The following is a 25,976-nucleotide window of genomic DNA, read 5'->3' on the forward strand; positions in this document are numbered from 1 at the left end:
ATTTTTTTAGTTATCTGGCGGTGCTGCCGCACCTGCCGATGAATCGAAGGGTAAGGTCAGAATAATGGTTGTTTTTACTTCCGGCTCACAGTGAACACTGAGGCCGTATTGTTTACCATAACGGACTTTGATGCGTTTATCGACCAGCCCCATGCCCAGCCCGTCACTCATTCCGGTTGGCTGATACAGCCCGGCATTATCGGTGATCAGGATGACAAGGGCATTGCCCTCCGCCCGTGCGGTTATGGTAATTTTTCCCTGCTCAAATATCTGTGATGTGCCGTGTTTTATCGCATTTTCCACCACCGGCTGTAACGAAAAGACCGGCAAAGTGGCCTGTTTCAATTCATCCGGAATGGCGATATCCACACACAACTGCTCACGGAAGCGGGCTTTTTCAATCTGTAAGTAAGCATTCACATGCTCAATTTCAGCTGCGAGAGTGGCAATCTCACCGGGGCGCTTTAAGTTTTTGCGGAAAAAGGTGGAGAGATTTTGTACCAGATGCCGTGCCTGTTCCGCATCACGGCGGATCACCGCCTGTAAGGTATTGAGCGCATTAAACAGGAAATGCGGATTGACCTGGGCATGCAGCAATTTCACTTCTGTTTCCAGTAGTGACTGCTTACTTCGTTCAAACTGTCCGGCCAGGATCTGTGCCGACAACAGACTGGCAATGCCCTCTCCCAATGTGCGGTTAATCGAGCTGAACAGGCGGTTCTTCACTTCATACAGCTTAATCGTACCGACCACCTGTTTATTTTCCCCGGTCAGCGGGATCACCAGCGTGGAGCCGAGCTTACAGTGCGGATTGATTGAGCAGCAGTACGGCGTTTCGTTGCCGTCGGCATAGACAACCTCATTATGGGCAATGGCCTGCCGGGAATAGCGTGAGGCAATCGGTGTGCCCGGCAGATGGTGATCCGCCCCCACGCCGATAAAGGTCAGCAGTTTTTCCGTATCCGTGATAGCAACCGCTGCCACATTCAGTTCGTCATACAGCACCTGTGCCACCTGACGGCTGTTGGTCTCGTTAAATCCCTGGCGCAGCACGCCATCTGTGCTGATCGCCAGCTTCAGCGCCTGGGCGGAAAATGCACTGGTGTATTTTTCAAAGATGGCACGTCTGTCCAGCAGGATGCGGATAAACATAGCGGCGCCGATGGTATTGGCAATAATCATCGGTGCGGCAATATCTTTCACCAGATTCAGTGCTTCATTAAACGGCCGTGCCAGTAACAGAATAATTGCCATCTGTGCCAGTTCGGCAACAAAGGTCACACCGGCAGCGGTCCAGGGGTTGAACAGTTTGTTGATCTGTCCGCGTTTCATATAGTACCGGTGCACCATACCGCCGATCAGCCCCTCTGCAATGGTGGACACCATACAGCTGAATGCCGTCATGCCGCCGAGAGAATAGCGGTGCAGTCCGCCGGTAAAGCCGACCAGCAGCCCGACGGACGGACCGCCGAGCAGCCCGCCGAGTACTGAGCCGATAGCCCGTGTATTGGCGATAGAATCATTGATATTCAGACCGAAATAGGTGCCCATGACACAGAAAACGGAGAAAATCAGGTAGCACATCAGCTTGTGCGGCAGGCGGACAGTCACCTGTAAGACCGGCAGCACCAGCGGCGTCTTGCTGAGTACCCAGGCGATAACCAGATACACACACATCTGCTGAAGCAGCAGGAAAATCAGATTGTAGTCATACATTTTTCTGTCGGATCACTTGCCGGGGGAAGATTATTTGTAACTATCTGAGATTTTATATTAAAAATAGTTTTTCAGCAGGTGTATAAGGCCGGGGTTGAAGGTATTATGCTGTGATCTGGCGCACAAATATCTTAACGGTTTTTGCTGAAATCAGTAATACTGACAGCTTCCCCTTCTTCATCGTTTTTTCCAGAACAATTTTATTCGGGATGATTACACCCTGAATAGTTTCACAAATGATAGTTAAGGCCGAAATCAATAATGAAAAAAAGAACAATCTATCTGATCCTGCTGATGCTGGTCTTAATTGCGATGGCTGCACTTTTTCGTGCCCACAACCAGTATCTTTTATTGCAGGGCGAAGTCGATGCACCGGAGGTTATTGTTTCCTCTAAAGCCAAAGGACGTGTTGTTGAGCGTCTGATTGAGCGCGGTGACGACGTCAAACAGGGACAGGCGCTGATCCGCCTGACCAGTCCGGAGCTGGAGGCACAGGTTGCCTCACTGGTGGCTGCCCGCGACCAGGCACAGGCTCAGTTAACCGAATCGCTGAATGGTACGCGTGAAGAGAGCGTACGTAATTATGCCGCACAACTGGCGCAGTCTCAGGCTGAACTGGCGAATGCACAGCGTGATTTTCAGCGGATGAGCAGTATGTCCGGAAAGGGCTATGTATCAAAAACCGAGCTTGATCAGTCCCGCCGTGCCCGTGATGTGGCGCAACAGGGTGTACTGGCTGCCAAAGCGCAGCTCGACCAGGCGAAAAATGGTGACCGCACAGAGCAGCGTCAGCGTTATGAAGCGGCATTGCGCCAGGCAGAGCAAAAACTGGCTGAGTTAAAAGTCCAGCAGGATGAACTGACGGTTACCGCACCGGTGACCGGTGAAATCGGGCCGATTCCGGCTGAAATCGGTGAGCTGTTTAATGCCGGTAGTCCGCTGGTGACGATTATCCGTCTGCCGGAAGCGTATTTTGTCTATAACCTGCGTGAAGATATTCTCGCGGATGTGAAAAAGGGCGACAAAATCACGCTGACCGTTCCGGCGCTGAAAAATCAGGAAATTGAGGCTGAAGTCCGCTATATCGCACCTATGGGGGATTACGCCACCAAACGCGCCACCCGCGCCACCGGGGATTTTGATCTGAAAACCTTTGAGGTTCGCCTCTATCCGGCACAGCCGGTGGACGGATTAAGACCCGGCATGAGTGCATTATGGCGCCGGGATAAGTAATGAGGCTCCCGGCAATATGGCGCGGTTTCCGTAACGCATTCTCACAGGAAACCCGGATGGCGGTGCGCAGTCCGGTGTTCCACTGGCTGAGCTGGCTGTTTCCGCTGATGTTATTCGCACTGGTCAGTGCCAACTTCTCTGAAGGCACATTACTGGATTTACCGGTTTCCGCCATTGATTATGACCACAGCCCGCTCTCGCGTACGCTGGTGCGTAATCTGAATGCGGCCTCACACGCCAGTATCACACCGCAGGATGATAAAGAGGTTGCACTTGAGCGCATGGGGAGTGCGGAAGATTATGCCATCCTGGTGATCCCGCCGCGTTTTGAAAGTGATGTGCTGTCCGGCAAGCAGCCGACAACCCGGATGTTTTTTAATGCACTGTTTTATGCTTCCGGCAGTTATGCCACCCAGGACTTCAGCGGACTGATTGCCGAACTGAACGGCCAGTACCGCTCCGTCCTCGCTTCTGAAATGGGGAAAAATGTCCCGAAACTGGCTCAGGTGACGATGTCCTATGACACCCTGTTTAACGCCAGCGGCAGTTATATTTATTATCAGCAGTTTGCTGCCACGATCCATATGCTTCAGTTGTTTGTGGTGACCTGTACGATTTACACCATGTCACGCAGCACCATGCTGCAATCCATTAAACCGCTGTTCAGCGGTGTGCTCGGCAAGCTGGCACCGTATACCCTGTTTTTCACAGCACTGCTGATGATCGAATTGGGTGTTCTGGTCACCGTTTTTGAGGCTAAAGTCACCGGGAATCCGGTCTATATGCTGATGATCGGTTTCTTTTATGTGATGGCCGCCCAGAGCATCGGCCTGCTCCTCTATACATTCACCCGTGATCCGATGATGGCTTACAGTATGATCGGGATGCTGGTGAGTATGGCAATGGCCTTTTCCGGGATGACCGTGCCGGAGCTGTCGATGATTCTGCCGGCACGGATTATCGCGAACATCGAGCCGCTGACACATGCGCTGAACGCTATGTTTGATATCTTCCTGCGGGAAGTCTCGTTACAGCATATCCTGTATGTCTGTGCGTTATTGCTGCTCTATCCGGTGGGCGCGACTTTCCTGATCCGTAACCGCCTGCCGAAACGGCTGGCATTACAGGGAGGACACGCGGTATGAAACTGTATTTCCAGACGTTCCTGAAAGTACTGCTCGGTATGCTTGAAAAACCGATGTGGATGCTGCTGATTATCTCGCTGTGTGTCATGAGCCTGGTCTATGTGCATCCGGTACTGTGGGACTTACCGGTCGCGGTGGTGGATCAGGATAACACGGTGGCCAGCCGTTCACTGGTGCGGGAGCTGGACGCCACCGCAAAAGTGGAACTGCACAGTTATGACAACCTGGCCGCAGCCCGGCAGGATATGATCATGCGTGATCTGTTTGCGATCATCATTATTCCGCAGGATTTTGAACGCAATCTCTTACAGGGCAAAAATATTACTGTGCCGGTATTTGGTGACGGTACCAACCGTATCGCCAGCGGGCAGATTCAGCAGGAGCTGAGCAAGGCATATCAGCAGATCCTGGCGGATTACAACACCAAAATCCTGACAGCAAACGGTTATACACCGGAGCAGGCATCAATACTGATCGCGCCGATTCAGTCGGAAACGGTCGGGATGTATAACCCGGGTGTCAGTTTTGCCGCCATTGCGCTGCCGGGGCTGCTGGTCATGCTGTTGCAGCACACACTGCTGATCGCCTGTGTCCGTGTCAGTATTGCCGTGCGCAGTACACCGAAAGGTAAACCGCCTCTGGCAGTCTATCTGGGAGCGCTGAGTGCGCTGCTGCCGATCTGGCTGTTCCTGTCGACCGTCTTCTTCGCGTTGTGGCCGTGGGTACTGGGGTATCGTCAGGAAGCGCCGATGTATGAATTGTGGCTGTTGACGTTCCCGTTCCTGCTGGGGGTTCTGGGACTCGGGAAACTGGTCACCGAATGTCTGCGCAGTGTGGAGATGATTTACCTGACGCTGGCCTTTGTCACCACACCGGTCTTTTATATGTCCGGTACTATCTGGCCGTTACAGGCGATGCCGGACTGGGTGCGGTTTATTGCTTCCGCACTGCCGTCCACCTGGGCGACCAAAGCGATTGCCGGTATCAACCAGATGGATTTGCCGTTCAGCAGTGTACAGAACGATATTATTATGATGCTGGTGCTCGGGATTATTTATACGCTTCTCGGTGTCTTTATCGGTATGCTGCGTGACGGGGAATTACGGCGTATTACACATTCCCTGCGGCGGTTATCGCGGCGGAAAAACAAAGCCCGCTAAAATAAATGAAATCCCGTGCCTGTCACGGGATTTTTTTGGCCGGTATATTTTGTATTTCCGGCTACACTTATGATATCGGATGCCCTCCGGGGGGAATGACTTAACATAATGGCAGGGAGGTCATATGGCTTATTGTAACGATTTTGACCCGATGGATCAGTTTTATTGCCGTGATGGTGAAATTACGGATATTTCAGAAGAGGTAAAAGCACGGATTTATACCAACCGTCGGATAATACGTTTTCTGCGGAAATTACTGACTGAAAGAAAAACAGAAACAGCATGTAAACCGTATACCGGACTGGGTGAATCCATTTATTACCAATGTGCGGACAGTGAACCCTCTGTTGAAACAGCAATGAGCCGTATTCCGGATGCACTGATAAAAGATATTGCGGTGACCAGCTATCACGGTGCCGAGCGGGCGGTAAATACGCTGGCTGATTTTCCGTTTCCGGTTATCGATATTCCGATGAGTTTTTTACGTAATAAACGTCTGTCAGGCGGATATCAGATTATGAAAGAAAACGCGGAAGCGATTTACCTTCTGCGTTTTCTGGCTGATCCCTATGAAAATTTTAAAGAAGCGATTGATATTATTGTGTCAGCGGTTTTAGAGGATATACCGTTGTCCAGAAGATCTAAAATTGCAAGATTTATAGAAAATGATATTAATAAAACGAGATACAAGGAAGTAGAGTCGGATATCAGAACATTTACGGATAGATATATTGATAATAAAACTGCTCACTATACTCCAATAGTTATAGGTAATTCCGTATTAAGACGATATATCGTCACTGCAATATCTGCTGGTGTTGTTGCGGCTGTTGCCTATAAATTTCCTGCTCTGTTTAGTCAGAAAGAGCTGGTTATCAAACGGTCAGTGGTTATTGCAACACTCCTGTACAGTTACGGCACTATCGAAAAAATGGCCCGTGCGGCGCAGCGATTAAAAGAAAGAAACTACGCGGTTTATCAGGCATTAGATCGCGCACAATTGTCACTGATCTACTATTTTCTGGAAGATGAACTGGCAAATTTTGTGTTACTGGCTGCGAAACCCTCCGGCCGGTCAGCAGATGAGGCTTTTGTGCAGGAGGTTCGCAGCCTTATCGCACGTTATAGTCAGTAGTTATTATCATCGGTAATACTGTAGCCGGAAGTTCCGGCCATAATATGGGAGGTGGTAATATCCCGGTATTTTACGGAGATATACTCTTCCGGCTGAATATCATTGCGCAGAATATTGTTAGGCGAACGAGTGGCGTAATTAACGATACTCGCTTCATTGAGCTTTATCGTATAGTATTTTTCCGGGCCGCCATGTTGTGATATCCGGAAAAAATCAAAGGTCAGGGTTAGCCTTTCATTATTGGCAATGGCTACTAAAATCAGCGGGGAAGATTTATCAATTAATTTTACAAAATCAATCGGATGATGGCTGAGGTTCTGATCACGAGTTACCGCACAATCAAATTCAGTAATAAAGATATAATCTTCCTTACCGGACTGATACTTATTCCCTATAGAATCTGAGGTACAGCAGCCTCTTGATATTAAACCCTGTTGCTTTCCTTCCAGCTTTAAATAGATTATGTTTGCCATAGCCTTGTATCCTTACAATGGAGTATTTAATGATATTAGCATACAAACTCAGGAGTCGGTTGCGATCAGTCATATTCTCTGTTTTTTTAATGATTGCAGGCAGCAGCTATGCAAGTGAAATAGTCAAGCCTGAAACTATTGATTCCGAACGTAAACCGACAGATAGTGCTGATAATCGTTCTGTAGTATTAAAGGCCAATGCGCTGATCCAGTTACAAATCGGACTGCTGTATGAAGAAGGTATCGGTTTTCCGCAGAATTCTGTATTTGCCCGTTACTGGTTTGAAAAAGCAGCAGAACAGAATAATGCAGATGCGTTGTTTTATCTTGGTTCTTATTATATAGATGGCAATGGTGTCGATAAGAACGAAAGTAAAGGGCTTGAGCTATATCAACAGGCTGCTTTTCATGGGTCAGGTGATGCTATGAATAATTTGGGGCTCAGGGCAAAGCAGGAAGGCAGGATAGAAGATGCAATCTCACTTTATCAGCAGGCAATTTCGGCTGGTTCAGAGTTTGCAATTATTAACCTGGGTGGATTATATCAAATGACCGGCGACTATGATAAATCTGAACAGGTATTGATTTCTGCTCTCAATAAAAACGATTTAATAAAATCAGAAGGATTAAATAAGCTGGGTAATTTATACAGTGATCCCAGATTCAGGAAATACAGCCTTACAAAGGCAGAAGAATATTATCTTAAATCAATAGCATTAAATAATGATGCGGCACTGAATAATCTTGGAATGCTTTATATAGATATGGATAAGTATTCAGGGGCGTATGCTTATATAAAATTAGCAGCAGACAGAAATTTACCGGGAGCAGTTAATAACCTTGGTTCATTATACCGATATGGATACGGTGTTAAGCAGGATTATGCTAAAGCATTATCTCTGTTTCAGAGAGCGGCGGAATTAGGTAGTTCCAGCGGATTGTATAATATTGCCAGTATGTATGAGCAGGGCGAAGGCGTAAAACAAGACGATAATAAAGCCATTGAATATTACGAAAAAGCATTAGCCGTAGGGCATTATCCGGCACAGAAGAAAATTGATGACCTCAGGAAAAAGAACGCTCAATAAGGTGAGGAAACCACTATGTGGATGACAGTAAAAACAGTGTTATACGCGTTGGTTATTATACTCTCTTCACCCGGTTACGCCGTAGTAACACATTCGCATGAGAAATATACAACGCAGGTAAATAAAGCTAATGCACTAATCCAGTTACAAATCGGGCTGTTGTATGAAGAAGGTATCGGTTTTCCGCAGAATTCTGTATTTGCCCGTTACTGGTTTGAAAAAGCAGCAGAGCAGAATAATGCAGATGCGTTGTTTTATCTTGGTGAGTTTTATATGGATGGTTTCGGGGTAACTAAGGATGTGAAGAGAGGATACCAATTATATCAAAAAGCAGCGGAATTAGGATCTTCACATGCCATGAATAATCTGGGATTGCTGGCAAAGCAGGAAGGAAATATTGAAAAAGCAATTACTCTCTATAAACAGGCGATCGCATCAGGAGCGGATACTACCCTTTTAAATTTAGCGAGTCTTTATCAGGAGAATGGAAACTATGAGGAGTCTGAAAAACTACTATTAGTTGGATTGGGAAAAAAAGATTATAATATAAAGTCAGAAGCATTAAATAAACTAGGTACTATATATAGCCGGTCTGACTATGAAGGTTATGATCCAAAAAAAGCAGAGGAATATTATTTGGAGTCAATAAAGCTAGGTAATGATTTATCTTTAAATAATATTGGTGTTCTTTATTTTAAAAGCCATCAGTACCAGAAAGCATTTTACTACATTAAGCTGGCAGCAGATAAAAATATTCCTGGTGCAATAAACAACCTTGGTGCTCTATATAAATATGGCCATGGTACTACACAAGATTATACAAAAGCATTATCTTTGTTTAAACAGTCCGCTGCACAGAATAATTCTGTTGGGTTATTTAATTTAGGGAGTATGTATGAAAAGGGCGAAGGCGTAAAACAAGACGATAATAAAGCCATTAAATATTACGAAAAAGCATTAGCCGCAGGGCATTATCCGGCACAGGAACGAATTGATTTTCTGAAAGCGAAACGTAAAAAATAAAGCCGGATAACGGGCACGCTTATATCGCGCCCGTTCTGTTCTGTTACTCAATACCGGCGATCAGCGATATCTCCATACAGGCACCGAACGGCAGCTGTGCCACGGTCAGTGCATTACGGCTGTGGTAGCCTTTCTCACCGAAAACATCATGGAAAACCTGTGAACAGGCATTCGCCACCACATGGGGATCTGTAAAATCCTGAGTGCCGTTGATCATGCAGTTCAGGTTGATGATCTTTTTAATCTTATTCAGATCACCCACCGCACCCTGCAATGTACCGAGCAGATTAACAGCCAGCTGACGGGCAATTTTCTCACCTTGTTCAATGGTCAGATCCGCCCCGAACTTACCGGTATTTAGCTGCTCCCCGGTTTTGGATAAATGACCGGAAAGTGTAATGGTGTTATCAAAAATCACATACGGCTGAAATTTTGCATCCGGTACAACGACCGGCGGCAGTTCAATATTCAGTGCGTTTAAACGGGCATAAACATCAGTCATTGTTATTTCCTTCTGTTATTCCACCAGTTCCAGGCCCGCCACTTTACGCCAGTAGCCGTTGCAGTTTTGTGCCTGTGCCAAATCCAGCGGTTGTGCGCCGGTTTCATTCTGACGGAAATGGTCAATGACGGCCAGATCGTCCGGGGCTTCCGGGGAGATCCGCACAATATCAACCAGTCCCTGCATAGAACGCAGATCATTGCCGAGGTTATAGCAGTAACCACTCTGGGTCTGAATCCCGTTAAGGACAAAGACCTGCTGATTTTCCTGTGAGAGCACTTTGCGCCCCTGCGGATAACTGATACAGCAGGTTTCGCAGTCATCTTTGGCGCGGTTTTCCGAACGGGCGGTGAAGCAGCGGGCGGAGTAGGCCAGCGGCAGATGGCCGTAGCTCATCACTTCCACTTCAAATTTGTCACGGATCTCCAGCTCTTCACACTGTTTCAGCAGGTTAACCAGCCAGTCACGGGAGAGTTCCACCGGCATACACCAACGCGTCATGCCCTGTTTTTGCAGGATTTTCAGCGCCGGGGCGTTATAACAGTTCAGGCCGTGTCCGGCGACGAACGGCAGCCCGCGTTCATGCAGCATATTAATCACACCGAAATCATGCGCTTCGATCATAAATTCGCCGTTATCGACCAGTTTGGCGATCTCTTTCAGCTCAGACGGAGCCTGTAACAGCGCCAGCGTGGAAATCACCACCTGTTTGCCGCTTTCAGCAACGGTTTTGGCGAGATTTATCCAGTCGTCCGGTTTCATTTCCCGGCGCTTGCTGCACACGGTTTCACCGAGATAGATAATATCCGCACTGCTTTGTACTGCCTGCTGATAAAACTGTTCCAGTGTTGCTTTCGGCCAGTAATAGAGGACTGAACCTAATGAAAATTGCATCGTTTTTCTCTCCGTTACTGCCATTTGCGGTGGTAAGCACCGAGGGTAGTCTGCCGTCCTTCTGACATGCCGCCGAGGGTCTGCATCCACGCGGCATCCGGCGCATAGTTGTCCGGATCGGCCTTGCAGCGGTCAATCGCCTGACGCCACACTTTGGCCACATCCGTCACATAGGCCGGGCTGCGCTGGCGGCCTTCAATTTTCACTGACGCGATATTGGCCGCCATCAGTTCCGGCAGCAGCTCCAGCGTGTTGAGGCTGGTCGGCTCTTCCAGAGCGTGGTAAGGCTTGCTGTCCACGCAGTAGCGGCCTTTGCAGAGTGTCGGATAACCGGCATTCTCATCCGCACCGTAGCGGTCAATCAGCACGTCATTCAGGCGGGATTCGAGTCCCTGCGGGGTTTCCTGCCAGCGGACAAACCGTGCCGGTGAGCAGGCACCGACTGTATTCGGGGATTCCCCGGTCAGATAGGAGGAGAGGTAGCAGCGGCCTTCCGCCATAATACACAGACTGCCGAATGCAAAGACTTCCAGCGGCACCGGACTGGTGCGTGCCAGCTGTTTTACCTGATGAATAGAGAGCACTCGCGGCAGCACAATACGGTGTACATCAAAGTTGCGCTGATAGAAACGGATAGCTTCGGTATTGGTGGCGGACGCCTGCACAGAGACATGCCGCTCAATATGCGGATAGCGCTCCGCAGCATATTCCAGCATGGCGATATCCGCGAGGATCAGGGCATCCGCCCCCAGTTGTGCGGCCATATCCACCGCCCGCTGCCAGCGGCTGAAACCGTCCGGATGGGCAAAGGTGTTAATCGCGATATGCAGGTGACGCTGGTGGCGGTGAACATAATCCACCGCCTCCGCGAGTTTTTTTTCAGTAAAATTCAGACCGGCGAAGTGACGGGCATTAGTATCATCTTTCAGGCCGATATAAACCGCATCCGCACCGTTATCAATGGCGGCTTTCAGTGCGGGTAAATTACCGGCAGGACACAATAGTTCCATGGTGAGACTCTCAGACTGAATAATAAAAATGATCGGAAATTGTAAATGGCAGGCTAAAAAAGGTATTGACCTGAGGCAGGTTAGTGAACATTTGCCGCAAAAAATCACCCGGTTTGCGGATATAAAAGCGGGATGTTCTCTGCGGCAGGGGGAAAATCGGGTATATAATAGAAATAATGACACGAAAAATTGACCGGAATCCTGAGTTATTTCCGCAGATTCTGGCACAATGACGCAGTAATTCAGATTAAGGAGTCAGTACGGTGTTTGCCAAAATTCGTTCCTCGCTCGTACACAACGGGCCGGCGTTATTGCGGTTTCCGCTGAAATTAACGCCGTTTACCCTGCAAAAACAGGTTCTCCAGCAGGTTCTGGCGCGTCAGTTTGAAGAGGCGCTGACAGAAGGTGATCTCGATTTTCTGGAAAATAAATGGCTGAAAGTGGAAGTCCGCGACCTGGCGCTCCACTGGTATATCAGTAACCGTGACGGCCGTCTGGTGGTCAGTGCGGATGAACAGGAAGATGTCAGTTTCAGCGGTAACGCTAATGATCTGGTGCTGATCGCTGCCCGCAAAGAGGACCCGGATACTCTGTTCTTTCAGCGCCGTCTGCGCATTGAAGGGGACACCGAGCTGGGTCTGTATGTCAAAAACCTGATGGACTCGATTGATCTTGACGGTATGCCGCCGCTGCTGCGCACGGCATTAATGCAGCTGGCTGACTTTATTCAGGCCGGGCTGGCGGAAGACGAAGATAAATCACACGCAGTGGTGACCTCATGCTGATCCGCACAGAAATTCCGGTTGATGCCGCCGGTATCGATACACTGCTGCGCAGCGCATTCGGGCGTGATAATGAAGCTGATCTCCTGCATTCGCTGCGGGAAGACGGGCTGCTGACCTTAGGTGTGGTTGCCACTGATGATGAGGGGCTGGTGGTCGGTTATGCCGGTTTCACGCCGGTGGACGTGGAAGGCGAAGATTGTCAGTGGGTCGGGCTGGCGCCGCTTGCGGTGGCAGAGGCTTACCGTGGGCAGGGGATTGCGAAGCAGATGGTTTATGAGGGGCTGGACAGCCTCAATGAATTCGGTTACGGCGCGGTTGTGGTGCTGGGCGATCCTGAAATCTACGGAAAATGGGGCTTTAAACCGGCAGCCGAATTTGATTTGCACTGCAAATGGCCGGATACCGCACCGTACTTTCTGATCTATCCGCTGGAAAACGATGCCGCAGACCGTTATCACGGACTGGTTAATTTCTCACATCACTTTGACAGCTGTGAATAATCACCACCGTTAAGGTATGTCGTCAAATCAGAAGGCTGGTCACTGACCAGCCTTTCTTTTTTCTTCTTTGTCAGCTGCTTGACCCGGTATTCTTCTTTTGACGCTATTGAGCGATCCGCCAGTGCGGCCTGATACACCACGCTTAACCCGGTTTTCCCCCGCAGGTATTTTGCCCCTTTTCCGGACTGATGTGTTGCAACACGTTGTGCGACATCACGGGTGATCCCTGTGTAAAGATATCCGGATTCTGTCCTGATTATGTAAAGAAACCACGTGTTTATCTCTGCATTATCATTCATTTTTGTTTAATCGTGCGTTTTTGTGTTTATATGAAAGTCGAATATTTTGCTGATTTACATTGCGGGATAGTCACGCAAGTAATTAATTAATCAGTGGTATTCACCATGGTAATTCTTTTCACAGATTAATTAAAACCCTGATCATCAATTTTATTGAATAACTACAGCAGAAATAGCTAATTTTCTTTTTCGACGGAGGAGCATAATATGACTCACATCACAGAGAGAGACAAAAACGTCTCATGATATTACGTTTATTCTAAGGAATCATAATATGAAAATTTCAACAGTAATCCCTGCAATTTTAGCTTTAAGTGCCGTTTCATTTGGTTCAATGGCTGCTACCGAAGTACAACATAGCACACAAGCACCTGTCGGTGTTGTTTCTGTCAGCGATATTGATACCCTGGCTGATGTGACTGCTGCCTTATCCAAAAAAGCTGATGAAGCTGGTGCAACTTCTTTCCGCATCATCTCTGCAGGCGGTGAAAACCTGATGAGTGGTACTGCGGAACTCTATAAATAATTCCTGAGATTTGCCATACAATACAGCCCGTCTGACGGGACTGTCTGAACCAGCACCGGATGATATACTCTATCAGCCGGTGTGGTTTTATTGGGGGTACTGTATGGAATTACCGCACGATTCAATCCTGTCTTATCTGAAGAAAAATCATGTCTTTACGCTGTGTGCCACTGCCGGAGATGACCTGTGGTGCGCCTCCTGCTTTTATATTGCGGATCCGGAAGCGATGATGCTTTATTTCCTTACTGAACCGCATACCAGACACGGCACCCTGATGCAGCAGAGCCCGCGGGTGGCGGGAACTATTTCTGCACAGACGGTCACGGTGGCAAAAATCCGCGGGATACAGTTCCGGGGGGAGATTGTTACCCTGTCAGAGGAAGAGGAAAAACAGGCCCGGGCACGTTACTGCCGCCGGTTTCCGGTGGCCGTCGCCGCAAAAACCCCGTTGCGGGGGCTGCGGCTGGATGAGATTAAGATGGTGAATAATACGCTTGGGTTCGGAAAGAAACTGCACTGGTCGCGTTTCAGCGTTGGTTTCAGCGCAAATAGTGAATAACCTGGTTACTGCTGCCGCGCCAGATCAGCATCGGGTCATGCAGATCCTGCACAAATTTCCCGTCAACTAATACATTGATATGCTCAATGACTTCCTGCTGGGCATCATTCAGTTCATCCAGTTTATAACCTGTCCACATCCAGATATCTTTTTCCGCCGGGCACTCGCGGCGGATACGCCGCACCAGTGCCAGAATCTCCGGCACATTGTGCGGATGCAGGGGATCACCGCCGGACAGTGTAATTCCCTGACGTTTTACACGGGTATCACAGAGGTCGGCGATAATTTTATCTTCCAGTTCCCGGGTATACGGCACGCCGGAATCAGTGCGCCATGTACTCTGGTTATAACAGCCGCGGCACTGATGCACACAGCCTGAAACAAACAGCGTGCAGCGTGTACCCGGCCCGTTGACGACGTCAACGGGGTAATACTGATGATAATTCACAACTCAGCCTAATTGTCCGTTATTCAGGTGTTTAACGCGGCGTTTCACTTCTTCCTGTTTCCCGGCGTTAAACGGACGGGCATCCGGGCTGCCGAGATAACCGCATACACGGCGGATGACGGATACGCGGGAAGCGTCATGATTACCGCATTTCGGGCAGACAAAACCTTTGCTGGTACAGTTAAACTCACCGGCAAATCCGCATTCGTAACACTCATCAATCGGCGTGTTGGTACCGTAGTACGGAACGCGGTCATAGCTGTAATCCCAGACATCTTCCAGTGCTTTCAGGTTGTGCTGAAGGTTCGGGTATTCGCCGTAACAGATGAAACCGCCGTTCGCCAGCGGCGGGTACGGTGCTTCAAAATCCAGTTTGTCGTACGGATTGACCTTTTTCTCCACATCCAGGTGGAAGCTGTTGGTGTAATACCCTTTGTCGGTCACACCCGGAATGAGACCGAACTCAGCAGTATCCAGACGGCAGAAGCGGTCGCACAGGTTTTCACTCGGCGTGCTGTAGAGACTGAAGCCGTAGCCGGTTTCTGCTTTCCATTCATCGGTTGCACGGCGCAGGCGTTCCACGATGGCAACACCCAGAGCGCGGCGCTGTTCATCGTCATACATGTGTGTTTCAGTGCCGGTCAGAGCATTGATGGTTTCATGGATACCGATGTAACCCAGAGAAATTGAGGCACGGCCGTTTTTAAAGATTTCAGTAACGGAATCATCCGCTTTCAGCCGCACACCACAGGCACCTTCCATATACAGAATCGGCGCGACGCGGGCTTTGACATTTTCCAGCCGTGCGATACGGGTCATCAGCGCTTTTTTGGCGAGCACCAGACGTTCATCCAGCAGAGACCAGAAATCCGTTTCACTGCCCTGTGATTCGATAGCAATACGCGGCAGGTTCAGGCTGATAACCCCGAGGTTGTTACGCCCGTCGTGGATCATTTCGCCGTTCTCTTCATACACACCGAGGAAACTGCGGCAGCCCATCGGGGTTTTAAAGGAACCGGTAACTTTCACTACCTGATCGTAGTTCAGGATATCCGGGTACATCCGCTTGCTGGCGCACTCTAACGCAAGCTGTTTGATGTCATAGTTCGGATCGCCGTACTGGTGGTTGAGGCCTTTTTTAATAGCGAAGACCAGTTTCGGGAATACCGCGGTTTTGTGATTTTTTCCGAGACCGGCGATACGGTTACGTAAAATCGCCTGCTGGATCATGCGGGATTCTTTGGATGTGCCGAGCCCGAAGCCAAAAGTGACAAACGGGGTCTGTCCGTTGGCGGTGTGCAGTGTGTTGACTTCATATTCCAGTGACTGGAAAGCGTCATAACACTCTTTTTCTGTGCGGGCATTGGCATAACCTTCCGCATCCGGAATCTGCCACTCGTTTGCCGTTTTCAGATGTTTGTTATAGCTGGCAGTGACAAACGGCGCGAGAATTTCGTCGATACGGTTAATCGTGGTACCGCCGTAAATATGGCTGGCCACCTGGGCAATAATTTGTGCTGTTACCGCAGTCGCGGTAGAGATGGACTTAGGCTGTTCTATCTCGGCATTACCCATTTTAAAGCCATGAGTCAGCATGCCTTTCAGATCGATCAGCATGCAGTTAAACATCGGGAAGAACGGCGCGTAGTCCAGATCGTGATAGTGAATTTCACCACGTTCGTGTGAAATTACAACATCACGCGGTAAAATGTGCTGTTTTGCGTAGTGCTTGGCAACGATACCCGCCAGCAGGTCACGCTGTGTCGGGATCACCTTGCTGTCTTTATTGGCATTCTCGTTGAGAATGGACATATCACTCTGTTCGACCAGCCCGCGGATCTCATTATTGAGGCGGCCGCGCAGTTCACGTGCCACGTCGCGGTCATGACGATATTCGATGTAAGTTCTGGCTAACTCTTTGTAATCACCGGACATTAACTGATTTTCAACGGCGTCCTGGATCTCACCGATATCCACTTTTTTCCGGTCACCCAGCAGGGAGGCTACCCGGGCCGCAACCTGAGAGCAGTAGTCATCATCATTAACACGTGCGGCTTTAGCGGCTCTTTTAATGGCATCCCGGATGCGTGATTCATCAAAATTTACCTGACATCCATCACGCTTAATCACGATAGTGTGCACTTTGCTTCTCTCCGGCAGTTTGGTTATCCACAGGGTAAAACCTGTTATAATGCGGCTTCATGGCGTTGTGGATAACACTGTGAATAAATACTATATCTTGTGTGCTTTGTATTATATAGCACTAGATATAGATTTCCTCCGGAATAAGGCGATTGAAATTGATTTAAGTCAAAGTATTTTGGCGACATCAGGTAAACCGCACACTCCGGTTAAGTGTAAAAATGTGCGGTTTGATTGCTGAAATTATAGTAAAAGTTATTTCTGTCACTTATCAGCGTTGTTTTTATCATCTTTGAAGACGAAAACATAACCGATACAGGCGGTGAGCAGTACGCAGACCCCCGCAGCGATAGCCAGCAGGAACCCGGTATCAATGCCGTAAGTATCAATGATCATACCGACTCCGGCAGAGCCGAGTGCCACACCGACCGCCAGGCCGGTAATAAGCCAGGTAAAACCTTCTGTCAGCATATTGGCCGGTGCTTCACGTTCCACAAAGCCGATAGCGAGGATCATGGTCGGCGAGAAGAAGAAACCGGCGACGAACATGGTCAGCCCCAGACCGGTCAGATTGGTGACCAGCAGCAGCGGCAGGGTGGTCAGCAGTGTGGCGGCCGCCGTGAAGACAAACTGCTTTGTGTAGCTGAACGGCAGACGTATCGCACCGAAGATAAACCCGGCGATACAGGAACCGGCGGCATAGACAGACAGCACATAGCTTGCCCCTTTCGGATATCCCTGTGCATTGGCAAAAGCAACAGCCAGTACATCCACCGTCCCGACAATCACCCCGAGTGCAAGCAGAACCACCATCAGCAGCTGAATAGCGGGCAGGCGCAGCACGGTGCCTTTCGCCAGCCCGTCACGTTTATGTACAGGCGGCTCAGTCCGTTTCTGGCAGACCACCAGCATCGTACCGATTATCAGAAAAATAATTGCCGCCAGCGGCCCGGCCTGCGGGAACAGCGCGATACAGAGTGTGACCGACAGCGGCGGCCCGATAATAAAGCTGATCTCATCCAGTACGGACTCAAAAGAGTAAGCCGTCTGCAAACGCGGATCGCCCTTATAGATATGTGTCCAGCGGGAGCGGATCATCGCGGGCATGCTCGGGATCGCCCCGACAAAAACAGCGGACAGCCAGATTGCCCAGTCCGGAGCATCATAAACTGTGCATAACAGCAGAACGGCAGTCGCGGGCACACTGATCACCAGCGTTTTCGGCAGGATACGGCTCTGCCCGTAGCGATCCACCAGACGGGCGATCAGCGGGGCGCAGAATGCCGCCGAAAAAGTATAAACAGCTGCGGTTACGCCGGCCATAAAGAAAGAATCACGCAATTGGGCAATCATGGTAATGATCCCAATCCCCATCATGGAGACGGTCATCCGCGCGATAAATCCCGCACCGGAAAAAGCTTTGGTGCCGGGATGCTGAAAGATGACACGATAAGAGCTGAACATAACAACCTCACAGATACCCGTGGTATTACAGACGGGTATGATTTTAACTGCCGGAAGTAGCCGGCTGTAATGCAATTAACATACATTGCGTATGTGAATCTATTGACATACGCGATGTATGTCAATAAAAAAGTGTTATAATCGCACGGCTGAAGAGAGCCAACCGCAGGAGTGAGAAAATGGGTCATAAGCCACGTGCAGAGATGATAGAAGAAACGCGGACAAAGCTTATCCGTGCTGCACGCCAGCAGTTTGGCGGGGCAGGGTACGCCGCCACCGTAATGGATGACCTGACGGCGCAGGCCGGTCTGACCCGGGGGGCGCTGTATCATCACTTTGGTGACAAAAAGGGTCTGTTTCTGGCCGTATTACAGGATCTGGATCGCGAACTTGATGCGCGTCTGGATACGGCAGAAAAAAATGAAGCAGATGCGTGGACGGCGTTTAAATCACGCTGTCAGGGCTATCTGGCGATGAGTCTGGAGCCGGAAGTGCAGCGGATTATGTTCCGTGATGCGGCTTCGGTACTGGATTTTTCCATTGTTAAATCCCATGAACTGGCCTGTGTGCAGGGGATCACCCGGCGCCTGACACATCTGATGGAAGCAGGGCGGATAAAACAGGTGGCACCCGATGTGCTGGCACTGTTTATTAATGGCGGGCTGTACGAATGCGCCATGTGGATTGTGCACAGTGAAAACCCGCAGGCGACGTATGACAAAGTCAGGGTGTCGTTTGATCAGTTGCTGGAAAATCTGCGGGTATAAGATGAGGTGATAAATTTTACTATTAAAATTTATCACCCATAAAACGGCGGTTATTGAATCGTCAGCGCCATTGTCTGTTTCAGCATGTCTATATTAAAACGCTTCCCAGTCATTATGTGTATTTGCCGGTTTTTCAGGAACAGGGCGCCGTAACGGCATCACCGTACCGGTCTGAGTGCCGGTCTTCAGTTCTCCGGTCTGTATCTGAAATACAGATACGGCCTGAGTCAGTCTGCCTGCCTGCTCTTCAAGTGATGCAGCCGCTGCCGCTGATTGCTCGACTAACGCCGCATTCTGCTGGGTTACTCTGTCCATTTCCGTCACTGCCATGCCAATCTGGTCAATTCCGCGGCTTTGTTCATCCGATGCAGAGGCTATCTCACTCATAATATCGGTGACCCGGGTGACGGCGCTGACAATTTCATCCATTGTTTCACCGGCGCGCTCAACCAGTACTGTACCGGCATCGACTCTGCCGGCCGAATCCCCGATCAGGGTTTTGATTTCCCGGGCTGCCTGCGCACTGCGCTGGGCAAGGCTGCGGACCTCACCGGCCACAACGGCAAAGCCGCGGCCCTGCTCACCCGCGCGTGCCGCTTCCACTGCGGCATTCAGCGCCAGAATGTTGGTCTGGAAGGCAATACTGTCAATCACGCTGATGATATCGGCAATTTTCTCAGAGCTGTCCCCGATACCGCGCATGGTATTTACGACATCATCCACGACTTGCCCGCCACGCTCTGCGGTTTCGGAGGCGGTTAACGCCAGATGACGTGCCTGACGGGCATTATCGGCATTCTGGCGCACGGTGGCTGTCAGTTCTTCCATGCTGGCTGCGGTTTCTTCAAGAGAGGCTGCCTGTTGTTCTGTCCGCGAAGACAGGTCGTTATTACCGGCAGATATCTCACCGGCACCCCTGTAAATGGCATTGGCACCATCCCGGACATCCCCGACAGTTTTGGAAAGTTCGTTTTGCATATAACGTAATGTTTCAGATAGTTTTTTGATTTCATAACTGCCTGTCACGTTAATCGGTCTTATCAGATTACCTTTTGCAATACTTTGAATGCTTTCCTGGAAATGATTCATCGGTAAGATAAGTAAACGACGAATACCGACCCAGACTAAAATGATGGTGATACAAATGCTGACAAGTAGCAATATTGCTATCCATATTGTCAATGTTTCATTATTTTTACTATTTTTAATGAGTTTGTCATAATAAGCGGTATCTGCGATATAATAATTTTCATATAATTTTCCGAATACATTTTGATAATCACTGGTAGGTTGGTTATCAAAGTCATCTAACCTGTTTTTCCGCAAAAAATAAACTAACTCAAGCTGAGCGTTATAATATTCATTAAAAGAAGAATCCATATGATGTTCAAGTTCTTCTCCGAATTTTGTTGGCATTGATTTAAATTTTAACCAATCCGATCTTGTTTTTTTTACCTGTTCTTCCGCATAATCAATTCGTTTTTTTTTCTGTGTATCATTTTCATAAATACCTTTCATTACACCTTTGGATATGATGTTAAGTAATGATCGGTTCTCTAAAAATCCAATCCAGACACGGTCGAGTACATGAGTTTTTTCTGACTGTATCGTCATCGTGTTATTTATTTCATTCTGTGAGTTTATAAACCTGAGAAAATAAAATGATGAAATAATCTGTATCAAAAGAAATGCGATTAAGATGAGGGGCACTCCCGTCGATATTTTTACTTTTTCTAACATATTGCCACCTATAATTAATATTTTTAATTACAAAAACCATATTAGTATGGCAAATTTCATCAGGGTGTTTAAATAAACAGCCGGTGGTTTATTTGTAAGTAAGAGACTATAATTGGCTGGTTTTGTCTGAAGGCATCCCTGTAAAAATAATATTTATATTCAGGTTTCGGAATAAACAATTCCGCCGGTGGTTTTATGTATCGTTAACATAAAAAACAGGATTGCCTGGCCGGGTTATCGCTTTGGGTTGCCATGCCCCGTTGAGTGTATTGCAGGCTGTGAACAGGACAGATTCGCTGTCGGGTTAACTATCGGGTTAATAACTATCGGGTTAATAATGAACAGAGCCCCCATACAGGGGGCTCAATCAACGTCATCTCTTTGAGAGATGCTCTTCTCAGAAAGCGCAGTAATTATTTACGGACTGCGATTGCTTCGATTTCTAATTTAACGTCTTTTGGCAGACGCGCAACTTCAACACAAGAACGTGCAGGGTATACTGCTTTGTGCTCATCAAAGAAAGCAGCGTATTCTGCGTTTACAGTAGCAAAGTCGTTCAGATCTTTAACGAAAACAGTTGTTTTCACGATATCCGTAACTTTCAGACCAGCCTGTTCGATGATAGCTTTGATGTTGTTCAGTGACTGACGCGCCTGAGCTTTAACATCGTCGGCAACTGCACCGGTTTTCGGATCAACAGGGATCTGACCTGAAGTCATTACCATGTTACCCAGGTCTACTGCCTGTACATACGGGCCGATTGCTGCTGGTGCGTTTTCTGTTGCGATTACTTTAGTCATTACGGACTCCTGTAGGATGATTATTGCTGTTAAGCTTTTTAAAAACGCCATCATTATAATCGTCTGATTTTACCGGGCAACTGACCTGGATCTATCTTATTGGTTATTAATGATTGCGTGGTGATCAAATTCTTTCTCACAATACTTACAGATTAACACAATTTCCTGTGCAATGGACTTAACAGTAAAGCTGCTTTCCACCGGCTCATTGTGACTGATGCAGTTGCTGTTCGGGCAGATAATCACGCCTTCAATACGTTCCGGCAGGTTAATCGGCAGTTTTTTAACCACCTGATAATCTTCGATAATATTAATTGTGGCTTTCGGGGCATAAAAACCGAGCTGGTTGGCCTGCTCCGGTGTCAGGAAAGTATCTTCCAGTTTAATCAAATCCTTGCGGCCCATATTGTTGGACGGCAGGTTCAGACCGATAGTGATACGGCTGTCCGTCTCCGTCAGACGGAAAAAGGAGAGCAGCTTAAATCCCACATTGGCAGGGATATGGTCGATAACAGTACCGCATTTGATGGCTTCAACCAGTAATTTATGATCCTGAGTCATGATGTGCTCCTTAGGCCGGGAAGGTTTCGTTTAACACCAGAGATAACAGCGCCTGACGGGCAAAGATCCCGTTACCGGCCTGCTGGAAGTAGTACGCGTAAGGCGTTTTATCCACATCCGGGGTTATCTCATCGATGCGCGGCAGCGGGTGCAGCACTTTCAGGTTCGGTTTCACATTGACCAGATCGGCTGCACGCAGTACAAACTGGGCTTTGACGTTAGCGTATTCGGACGGGTCAAGGCGCTCTTTCTGCACGCGGGTCATATACAGCACATCCAGCTGCGGAAGTACCTCATCAATAGAATGATGTTCGCTGTATGCCACGCCGTTTTCATCCAGCATATGCAGGATGTGATTGGGCATTGCCAGTGCCTGCGGGGCAATAAAATGCAGGTGGTTGCCGCGGAATTTTGACAGCGCCTGTGACAGAGAATGCACCGTGCGTCCGTACTTCAGATCACCGACCATGGCGATATGCAGATTTTCAAGGCGGCCCTGGGTTTCCTGAATGGTAAACAGGTCGAGCAGGGTTTGTGTCGGGTGCTGGTTGGCGCCGTCACCGGCGTTGATGACAGGCACCTTACCGGAGAACTCAGACACCAGCCGTGCTGCCCCTTCCTGCGGGTGGCGCATCACGATAGCATCCGCGTACTGACTGATCACACTCATGGTATCCGCCAGCGTTTCGCCTTTTTTGCCCAGCGAAGTGTTGCTGCTGTCTGAAAAGCCGACAACAGACGCGCCCAGGCGCTGAATAGCGGTTTCAAAAGAGAGCCGCGTGCGGGTTGAGGCCTCGAAGAAGCAGCTGGCGATCACTTTGTGCTTCAGTAATTCAGGCTGAGGGCGTTGTTTCAGCGCCGCGGCAGTGTTTAATACCAGTTCCAGTTCATCACGACTGAGATCGTTAATCGAGATGATATCGCGCAGGTATAACGGATTTGCCATTGGGGTCTCCTCATGTTTCGGCCAGGCAAAAAAAAACCCCTCAATTGAGGGGTTCTGAAATAAATACGGGGGAATGGCAGACATTGCCGCGCTGCGGCTGTCCGTGGTATGTCACATTGTCCGGCACCGGTTTTACGGTGCTGATAATCACAATGACCATTGTTTCCTCCCGACAAAATTGCGGGGCATTATACGCAATCGGCAACCCGGCGCAAGCGTTTGATATCACTTTTTTGTATGAAATTTATGCAACACTGCCGGTGAATTTAAAATTGTACGTTTTTTGAAAGAGATGCAACCATCACCGCTTTAATGGAATGCAGCCGGTTTTCTGCCTGATCAAACACCACACTGTGTTTTGATTCAAACACGTCATTGGTGACTTCAATACCATTGGTAAACCCGTACTCTTTCGCGAGAGATTGCCCCATGGTGGTTTCCGTATCGTGGAATGCCGGCAGGCAATGCATAAAAATAACATCCGGATTGCCCGTTTTATCCACCACATCCTGATTGACCTGATACGGCGTCAGCAATTTAATCCGCTCTGCCCAGACCTCTTTCGCTTCTCCCATGGAAACCCACACATCGGTGTACAGCACATCAGCGCCTTTCACACCCTCTGCCACATCTGCAGTCAGGGTAATTTTACCGCCGGTGAGTTCAGCCGCTTTACGGCACTGTGCGATAAGGTCGTCTGACGGCTGACACCCGGCCGGCGCCACCAGCCGGACATCCATACCGGTTACAGCAGCCATTTCAGCGATGGTATTTCCCATGTTATTACGGGCATCGCCTAAATATGCAAATTTAATTTCAGACAATGGTTTTTTCACATGCTCCTGGATGGTCAGTAAATCTGCAATCAGCTGTGTCGGATGAAACTCGTCGGTCAGCCCGTTCCAGACCGGAACACCGGAATAGTACGCCAGCGCTTCGGCGGATTTCTGGGAATAACCGCGAAACTGAATACCGTCATACATCCGGCCCAGTACTCTGGCGGTATCTTTGATCGATTCTTTATGGCCTATCTGACTGCCTGACGAACCCAGGTATGTTACCTGCGCACCCTGATCGTAAGCACCCACTTCAAAGGCACAGCGGGTACGGGTGGAATCTTTTTCAAAAATCAGCGCAATATTTTTGCCTTTCATCAGCGGCTGTTCAGAGCCGGTTTTTTTGGCATGTTTCAGATAAGCAGAAAGATTGAGCAGTTTTTCGATATCGGCGGGTTTATAGTCAAGCAACCGTAAAAATGACTGTTGATAAAATGGGTTCATATCCGTGTCTCCGATGAATTTATATTCAACATAAATCAATAAAAATTCAATTGCAACACCGAAGGTAAATTCTTTTTTATTATGGGTGGCTCAATTGGTGCGGCTGTGGGAGAATGCGCGGGTATCACTTATCAGAGGACATGGCCATGTCAGAATTAGATGCGTTTTTAGAAGAACAGCGCGAAGAAACCCGTGCGATTATTGCAGAACTGCTGGAAGACGGCAGTGATCCTGATGCGCAGTACACCATTGAGCACCATTTTTCGAGTGAGAACTACGACAAGCTGGAAAAAGCAGCGGTTGAAGCGTTCAAACTGGGTTATGAAGTGACGGATGCTGAAGAACTGGAAGTGGAAGGCGGCCAGGTGGTGTTATGTTGCGATATCATCAGCGAATGCGGCCTGACAGCGGAACATATTGATGCTCAGGTAGAGCAGCTGGCGCGTCTGGCGGAAAAAATGGATGTGGACTACGACGGCTGGGGCACCTATTTTGAAGACCCGGATGCCGAAGATGAAGATGAAGACGACGATGCTGATGAGGCACCGTTACACTGATTCTCTGCCATGACTGAAAAACCTGCCGCGGCAGGTTTTTTTGTGTCCGCAGCTCAGGCGGAAACTGAAAAGACAGACTTCAGCGGGGCAGTGCGCTCACGCCGGGAATCGTTCTGGCTGTCGCGTATCATCGGTCGCAGCGGCGCACAGCCCGGAAATTGGATATCCTGAATATTGATATCATCCTCTGCTTCTTTCATTGCCTCAATGGTCTGATAGAGAACCGGGCCTTTCTGCGTTCTTACCTGCGGGCTCCTGCTCTCTCCCTGCCATCCTTCCTGTTGTATTTCTGTCTGTTCATCGTCCTGTATGCGGCAGACCGGCCGCTCTGCCGGTGCTTTCAGCGTTACGGCGGTACATAACAGGTCATTCATTCCGTGAATCGTGCTGATCATCCTGATCTCCTGTTTGTCAGTTACAAAATGTGATATCCGTCACATGTGTAATGACTGTAAGATAAACAGCGGAGAGAAACTATCAGAAAAGCACCGGATGTTTTTACCGGAAAAGCGGATACCGGCCGGACTTCCGGCCGGCCGGGGGATCAGGCAGTGAAAACTTTCAGCATACGGACTTCACAGTCGCTGTGGCCGGTGTCGCCCAGCGGGGCATCAAGGAAGATAAACCCGAGCTTTTCATACAGCTTAATGGCTGCCTGAAGGTCAGCAGTGGTTTCCAGATAACACTGGCTGTAGCCTTCCGCTTCGGCAAATTCGAGCGCCTGAAGTGCGATTTTTTTCGCCAGCCCTTTGCCGCGCAGGCGGGAAGAGATGTACATTTTCTGTAATTCTGCGGTTTTGCCGTCACCGCCGGCAAGGCCGGAAACACCGCCGCCGCCGAGGATCTCACCTTCTGCCTCAATGACCCAGTATGCGGCCCGCGGCTGGCTGTACACCTCGTATAAGGTATCCAGAATCGGGTCTGCAACCGCAAAGCCTTTGTCTGCGGTCAGTCCGTGTTCAGCTGATACCGCGCGGATCACCTGTGCGATACCGGGGTTATCTTCCTGGCGGATCAGGCGGAGGGTGTAGTTTTCTGTTGTGCTGCTTGTCATGGATATCATTATCTCATTATTTTTATTGTGAAAAGTAAAGCCGGGGGAATAAACCTGAGGGGCGATTACTGTGGATATCGTATGAAACGATAAATATGATAATAAATAATTATCACACAAAGTAAACAGGCGAAATAAGGGATAAAAAAACCAGCCCGGAGGCTGGTTT

General features: G+C 48.9%; 28 protein-coding genes. 12 read left to right on the top strand and 16 right to left on the bottom strand.

Annotated features, from left to right (window positions below):
• Positions 1-6: 6 nt before the first annotated feature.
• Positions 7-1,716 carry a sensor histidine kinase gene (locus tag AAZR23_RS17080; protein ID WP_166708773.1) on the bottom strand — a complete coding sequence of 570 codons (1,710 nt, stop codon included), beginning with the start codon at positions 1,714-1,716 and terminating at the stop codon, positions 7-9.
• Positions 1,717-1,977: 261 nt separating this feature from the next.
• Between AAZR23_RS17080 and AAZR23_RS17085 the strand changes: the two genes are divergently transcribed.
• The 4 genes from AAZR23_RS17085 to AAZR23_RS17100 all read left to right on the top strand — a co-directional run bounded on the left by AAZR23_RS17085 (position 1,978) and on the right by AAZR23_RS17100 (position 6,389).
• Positions 1,978-2,949: an HlyD family secretion protein gene (locus AAZR23_RS17085; protein ID WP_166708772.1), complete on the top strand. Its 972-nt coding sequence runs from the start codon at positions 1,978-1,980 to the stop codon at positions 2,947-2,949.
• Entirely contained in the window at positions 2,949-4,094 is a 1,146-nt protein-coding gene (locus AAZR23_RS17090) for an ABC transporter permease (RefSeq protein ID WP_166708771.1), read from the top strand. The genes AAZR23_RS17085 and AAZR23_RS17090 overlap by 1 nt, the downstream gene beginning before the upstream one ends.
• Complete coding sequence (locus AAZR23_RS17095) at positions 4,091-5,254, top strand: ABC transporter permease (protein WP_166708770.1); 1,164 nt, start codon at positions 4,091-4,093, stop codon at positions 5,252-5,254. The genes AAZR23_RS17090 and AAZR23_RS17095 overlap by 4 nt, the downstream gene beginning before the upstream one ends.
• Before the next feature lie 358 nt (positions 5,255-5,612).
• On the top strand, positions 5,613-6,389 hold the full coding sequence (locus tag AAZR23_RS17100) for a hypothetical protein (RefSeq protein ID WP_166708769.1): 777 nt from the start codon (positions 5,613-5,615) through the stop codon (positions 6,387-6,389).
• On the opposite strand, the gene AAZR23_RS17105 is transcribed toward AAZR23_RS17100, so the two are convergent.
• Positions 6,383-6,862 (bottom strand): Hcp family type VI secretion system effector, encoded by a 480-nt coding sequence (locus AAZR23_RS17105; protein ID WP_166708768.1) that lies wholly within the window; start codon positions 6,860-6,862, stop codon positions 6,383-6,385. The two genes, AAZR23_RS17100 and AAZR23_RS17105, sit on opposite strands and share 7 nt — an antisense overlap.
• Before the next feature lie 29 nt (positions 6,863-6,891).
• On the opposite strand from AAZR23_RS17105, the gene AAZR23_RS17110 reads away from it, so the two are divergent.
• A complete protein-coding gene (locus AAZR23_RS17110) occupies positions 6,892-7,950 on the top strand; it encodes a tetratricopeptide repeat protein (protein ID WP_434693947.1) in 1,059 nt (352 codons plus the stop codon).
• A gap of 15 nt (positions 7,951-7,965) precedes the next feature.
• A complete protein-coding gene (locus tag AAZR23_RS17115) occupies positions 7,966-8,973 on the top strand; it encodes a tetratricopeptide repeat protein (protein WP_434693950.1) in 1,008 nt (335 codons plus the stop codon).
• Between the two features lie 43 nt (positions 8,974-9,016).
• On the opposite strand, the gene AAZR23_RS17120 is transcribed toward AAZR23_RS17115, so the two are convergent.
• The 3 genes from AAZR23_RS17120 to ubiU are packed head-to-tail and all read right to left on the bottom strand — an operon-like array spanning position 9,017 to position 11,379.
• Entirely contained in the window at positions 9,017-9,475 is a 459-nt protein-coding gene (locus AAZR23_RS17120) for a RidA family protein (RefSeq protein ID WP_052926786.1), read from the bottom strand.
• 15 nt (positions 9,476-9,490) lie between these two features.
• Complete coding sequence (locus AAZR23_RS17125; protein ID WP_107680064.1) at positions 9,491-10,369, bottom strand: U32 family peptidase; 879 nt, start codon at positions 10,367-10,369, stop codon at positions 9,491-9,493.
• A 14-nt stretch (positions 10,370-10,383) separates the two neighbouring features.
• On the bottom strand, positions 10,384-11,379 hold the full coding sequence (gene ubiU / locus AAZR23_RS17130; protein ID WP_107680063.1) for a ubiquinone anaerobic biosynthesis protein UbiU: 996 nt from the start codon (positions 11,377-11,379) through the stop codon (positions 10,384-10,386).
• A gap of 263 nt (positions 11,380-11,642) precedes the next feature.
• On the opposite strand from ubiU, the gene ubiT reads away from it, so the two are divergent.
• Together ubiT and AAZR23_RS17140 are read left to right on the top strand one after the other, a co-directional pair.
• Positions 11,643-12,164 (top strand): ubiquinone anaerobic biosynthesis accessory factor UbiT, encoded by a 522-nt coding sequence (ubiT, locus tag AAZR23_RS17135; protein WP_046894292.1) that lies wholly within the window; start codon positions 11,643-11,645, stop codon positions 12,162-12,164.
• Positions 12,158-12,664 (top strand): GNAT family N-acetyltransferase, encoded by a 507-nt coding sequence (locus AAZR23_RS17140; RefSeq protein WP_046894293.1) that lies wholly within the window; start codon positions 12,158-12,160, stop codon positions 12,662-12,664. The genes ubiT and AAZR23_RS17140 overlap by 7 nt, the downstream gene beginning before the upstream one ends.
• Here the strand turns inward: AAZR23_RS17140 and AAZR23_RS17145 are convergent.
• On the bottom strand, positions 12,643-12,963 hold the full coding sequence (locus tag AAZR23_RS17145; RefSeq protein ID WP_208323203.1) for a GIY-YIG nuclease family protein: 321 nt from the start codon (positions 12,961-12,963) through the stop codon (positions 12,643-12,645). The genes AAZR23_RS17140 and AAZR23_RS17145 overlap by 22 nt on opposite strands.
• A 274-nt stretch (positions 12,964-13,237) precedes the next feature.
• On the opposite strand from AAZR23_RS17145, the gene AAZR23_RS17150 reads away from it, so the two are divergent.
• Positions 13,238-13,489 carry a YdgH/BhsA/McbA-like domain containing protein gene (locus AAZR23_RS17150; RefSeq protein WP_046894295.1) on the top strand — a complete coding sequence of 84 codons (252 nt, stop codon included), beginning with the start codon at positions 13,238-13,240 and terminating at the stop codon, positions 13,487-13,489.
• Between the two features lie 103 nt (positions 13,490-13,592).
• A complete protein-coding gene (locus AAZR23_RS17155; RefSeq protein ID WP_166708763.1) occupies positions 13,593-14,048 on the top strand; it encodes a YhbP family protein in 456 nt (151 codons plus the stop codon).
• Here the strand turns inward: AAZR23_RS17155 and nrdG are convergent.
• The 3 genes from nrdG to AAZR23_RS17170 form a co-directional block, all read right to left on the bottom strand.
• Positions 14,029-14,496 (bottom strand): anaerobic ribonucleoside-triphosphate reductase-activating protein, encoded by a 468-nt coding sequence (gene nrdG, locus AAZR23_RS17160; RefSeq protein WP_166708762.1) that lies wholly within the window; start codon positions 14,494-14,496, stop codon positions 14,029-14,031. The two genes, AAZR23_RS17155 and nrdG, sit on opposite strands and share 20 nt — an antisense overlap.
• Before the next feature lie 3 nt (positions 14,497-14,499).
• Positions 14,500-16,638: an anaerobic ribonucleoside-triphosphate reductase gene (nrdD, locus tag AAZR23_RS17165; protein WP_434693958.1), complete on the bottom strand. Its 2,139-nt coding sequence runs from the start codon at positions 16,636-16,638 to the stop codon at positions 14,500-14,502.
• A gap of 264 nt (positions 16,639-16,902) precedes the next feature.
• The gene (locus AAZR23_RS17170) at positions 16,903-18,102 is read right to left on the bottom strand and encodes an MFS transporter (RefSeq protein ID WP_218426919.1); all 1,200 of its coding nucleotides are present in this window, start codon (positions 18,100-18,102) and stop codon (positions 16,903-16,905) included.
• Positions 18,103-18,281: 179 nt separating this feature from the next.
• On the opposite strand from AAZR23_RS17170, the gene AAZR23_RS17175 reads away from it, so the two are divergent.
• Positions 18,282-18,869, top strand: coding sequence for a TetR/AcrR family transcriptional regulator (locus AAZR23_RS17175; RefSeq protein ID WP_166708759.1), 588 nt, complete (start codon positions 18,282-18,284; stop codon positions 18,867-18,869).
• Between the two features lie 93 nt (positions 18,870-18,962).
• Here the strand turns inward: AAZR23_RS17175 and AAZR23_RS17180 are convergent, their stop codons facing one another.
• The 5 genes from AAZR23_RS17180 to argF form a co-directional block, all read right to left on the bottom strand.
• Positions 18,963-20,609: a methyl-accepting chemotaxis protein gene (locus AAZR23_RS17180; protein ID WP_434693962.1), complete on the bottom strand. Its 1,647-nt coding sequence runs from the start codon at positions 20,607-20,609 to the stop codon at positions 18,963-18,965.
• A 413-nt stretch (positions 20,610-21,022) separates the two neighbouring features.
• Positions 21,023-21,409: a 2-iminobutanoate/2-iminopropanoate deaminase gene (gene ridA / locus AAZR23_RS17185; RefSeq protein WP_004234600.1), complete on the bottom strand. Its 387-nt coding sequence runs from the start codon at positions 21,407-21,409 to the stop codon at positions 21,023-21,025.
• A gap of 96 nt (positions 21,410-21,505) precedes the next feature.
• Entirely contained in the window at positions 21,506-21,970 is a 465-nt protein-coding gene (pyrI, locus tag AAZR23_RS17190; protein WP_218426913.1) for an aspartate carbamoyltransferase regulatory subunit, read from the bottom strand.
• Between the two features lie 10 nt (positions 21,971-21,980).
• Positions 21,981-22,916, bottom strand: coding sequence for an aspartate carbamoyltransferase (pyrB, locus tag AAZR23_RS17195; protein WP_046894357.1), 936 nt, complete (start codon positions 22,914-22,916; stop codon positions 21,981-21,983).
• A 266-nt stretch (positions 22,917-23,182) separates the two neighbouring features.
• Positions 23,183-24,196, bottom strand: coding sequence for an ornithine carbamoyltransferase (argF, locus tag AAZR23_RS17200; protein WP_218426911.1), 1,014 nt, complete (start codon positions 24,194-24,196; stop codon positions 23,183-23,185).
• A gap of 146 nt (positions 24,197-24,342) precedes the next feature.
• Between argF and rraB the strand changes: the two genes are divergently transcribed.
• Complete coding sequence (gene rraB / locus AAZR23_RS17205; RefSeq protein WP_370528740.1) at positions 24,343-24,753, top strand: ribonuclease E inhibitor RraB; 411 nt, start codon at positions 24,343-24,345, stop codon at positions 24,751-24,753.
• Positions 24,754-24,806: 53 nt separating this feature from the next.
• Here the strand turns inward: rraB and AAZR23_RS17210 are convergent, their stop codons facing one another.
• Together AAZR23_RS17210 and AAZR23_RS17215 are read right to left on the bottom strand one after the other, a co-directional pair.
• A complete protein-coding gene (locus AAZR23_RS17210; protein WP_218426909.1) occupies positions 24,807-25,148 on the bottom strand; it encodes a hypothetical protein in 342 nt (113 codons plus the stop codon).
• Between the two features lie 149 nt (positions 25,149-25,297).
• Complete coding sequence (locus AAZR23_RS17215; RefSeq protein ID WP_434693968.1) at positions 25,298-25,807, bottom strand: GNAT family N-acetyltransferase; 510 nt, start codon at positions 25,805-25,807, stop codon at positions 25,298-25,300.
• Between the last annotated feature and the right edge of the window lie 169 nt (positions 25,808-25,976).

Origin of the sequence: Morganella sp. Je.2.23 (genome assembly GCF_051129855.1) — a bacterium.
GTDB classification, from domain to species: domain Bacteria; phylum Pseudomonadota; class Gammaproteobacteria; order Enterobacterales; family Enterobacteriaceae; genus Morganella; species Morganella sibonii.

Excerpts from the sequence above, each read along its gene's own strand:
- ubiU (WP_107680063.1), bottom strand. The coding sequence starts at position 11,379 with ATGGAACTATTGTGTCCTGCCGGTAATTTACCCGCACTGAAAGCCGCC.
- AAZR23_RS17100 (WP_166708769.1), top strand. The coding sequence starts at position 5,613 with ATGAGCCGTATTCCGGATGCACTGATAAAAGATATTGCGGTGACCAGC.
- ridA (WP_004234600.1), bottom strand. The coding sequence starts at position 21,409 with ATGACTAAAGTAATCGCAACAGAAAACGCACCAGCAGCAATCGGCCCG.
- AAZR23_RS17120 (WP_052926786.1), bottom strand. The coding sequence starts at position 9,475 with ATGACTGATGTTTATGCCCGTTTAAACGCACTGAATATTGAACTGCCG.
- AAZR23_RS17085 (WP_166708772.1), top strand. The coding sequence starts at position 1,978 with ATGAAAAAAAGAACAATCTATCTGATCCTGCTGATGCTGGTCTTAATT.
- rraB (WP_370528740.1), top strand. The coding sequence starts at position 24,343 with ATGTCAGAATTAGATGCGTTTTTAGAAGAACAGCGCGAAGAAACCCGT.
- AAZR23_RS17145 (WP_208323203.1), bottom strand. The coding sequence starts at position 12,963 with ATGAATGATAATGCAGAGATAAACACGTGGTTTCTTTACATAATCAGG.
- AAZR23_RS17125 (WP_107680064.1), bottom strand. The coding sequence starts at position 10,369 with ATGCAATTTTCATTAGGTTCAGTCCTCTATTACTGGCCGAAAGCAACA.
- AAZR23_RS17215 (WP_434693968.1), bottom strand. The coding sequence starts at position 25,807 with ATGACAAGCAGCACAACAGAAAACTACACCCTCCGCCTGATCCGCCAG.
- AAZR23_RS17175 (WP_166708759.1), top strand. The coding sequence starts at position 18,282 with ATGGGTCATAAGCCACGTGCAGAGATGATAGAAGAAACGCGGACAAAG.
- pyrI (WP_218426913.1), bottom strand. The coding sequence starts at position 21,970 with ATGACTCAGGATCATAAATTACTGGTTGAAGCCATCAAATGCGGTACT.
- AAZR23_RS17155 (WP_166708763.1), top strand. The coding sequence starts at position 13,593 with ATGGAATTACCGCACGATTCAATCCTGTCTTATCTGAAGAAAAATCAT.
- AAZR23_RS17150 (WP_046894295.1), top strand. The coding sequence starts at position 13,238 with ATGAAAATTTCAACAGTAATCCCTGCAATTTTAGCTTTAAGTGCCGTT.
- AAZR23_RS17080 (WP_166708773.1), bottom strand. The coding sequence starts at position 1,716 with ATGTATGACTACAATCTGATTTTCCTGCTGCTTCAGCAGATGTGTGTG.
- AAZR23_RS17090 (WP_166708771.1), top strand. The coding sequence starts at position 2,949 with ATGAGGCTCCCGGCAATATGGCGCGGTTTCCGTAACGCATTCTCACAG.
- pyrB (WP_046894357.1), bottom strand. The coding sequence starts at position 22,916 with ATGGCAAATCCGTTATACCTGCGCGATATCATCTCGATTAACGATCTC.
- AAZR23_RS17095 (WP_166708770.1), top strand. The coding sequence starts at position 4,091 with ATGAAACTGTATTTCCAGACGTTCCTGAAAGTACTGCTCGGTATGCTT.
- AAZR23_RS17140 (WP_046894293.1), top strand. The coding sequence starts at position 12,158 with ATGCTGATCCGCACAGAAATTCCGGTTGATGCCGCCGGTATCGATACA.
- AAZR23_RS17115 (WP_434693950.1), top strand. The coding sequence starts at position 7,966 with ATGTGGATGACAGTAAAAACAGTGTTATACGCGTTGGTTATTATACTC.
- AAZR23_RS17110 (WP_434693947.1), top strand. The coding sequence starts at position 6,892 with ATGATATTAGCATACAAACTCAGGAGTCGGTTGCGATCAGTCATATTC.
- AAZR23_RS17105 (WP_166708768.1), bottom strand. The coding sequence starts at position 6,862 with ATGGCAAACATAATCTATTTAAAGCTGGAAGGAAAGCAACAGGGTTTA.
- AAZR23_RS17180 (WP_434693962.1), bottom strand. The coding sequence starts at position 20,609 with ATGTTAGAAAAAGTAAAAATATCGACGGGAGTGCCCCTCATCTTAATC.
- argF (WP_218426911.1), bottom strand. The coding sequence starts at position 24,196 with ATGAACCCATTTTATCAACAGTCATTTTTACGGTTGCTTGACTATAAA.
- AAZR23_RS17170 (WP_218426919.1), bottom strand. The coding sequence starts at position 18,102 with ATGTTCAGCTCTTATCGTGTCATCTTTCAGCATCCCGGCACCAAAGCT.
- AAZR23_RS17210 (WP_218426909.1), bottom strand. The coding sequence starts at position 25,148 with ATGATCAGCACGATTCACGGAATGAATGACCTGTTATGTACCGCCGTA.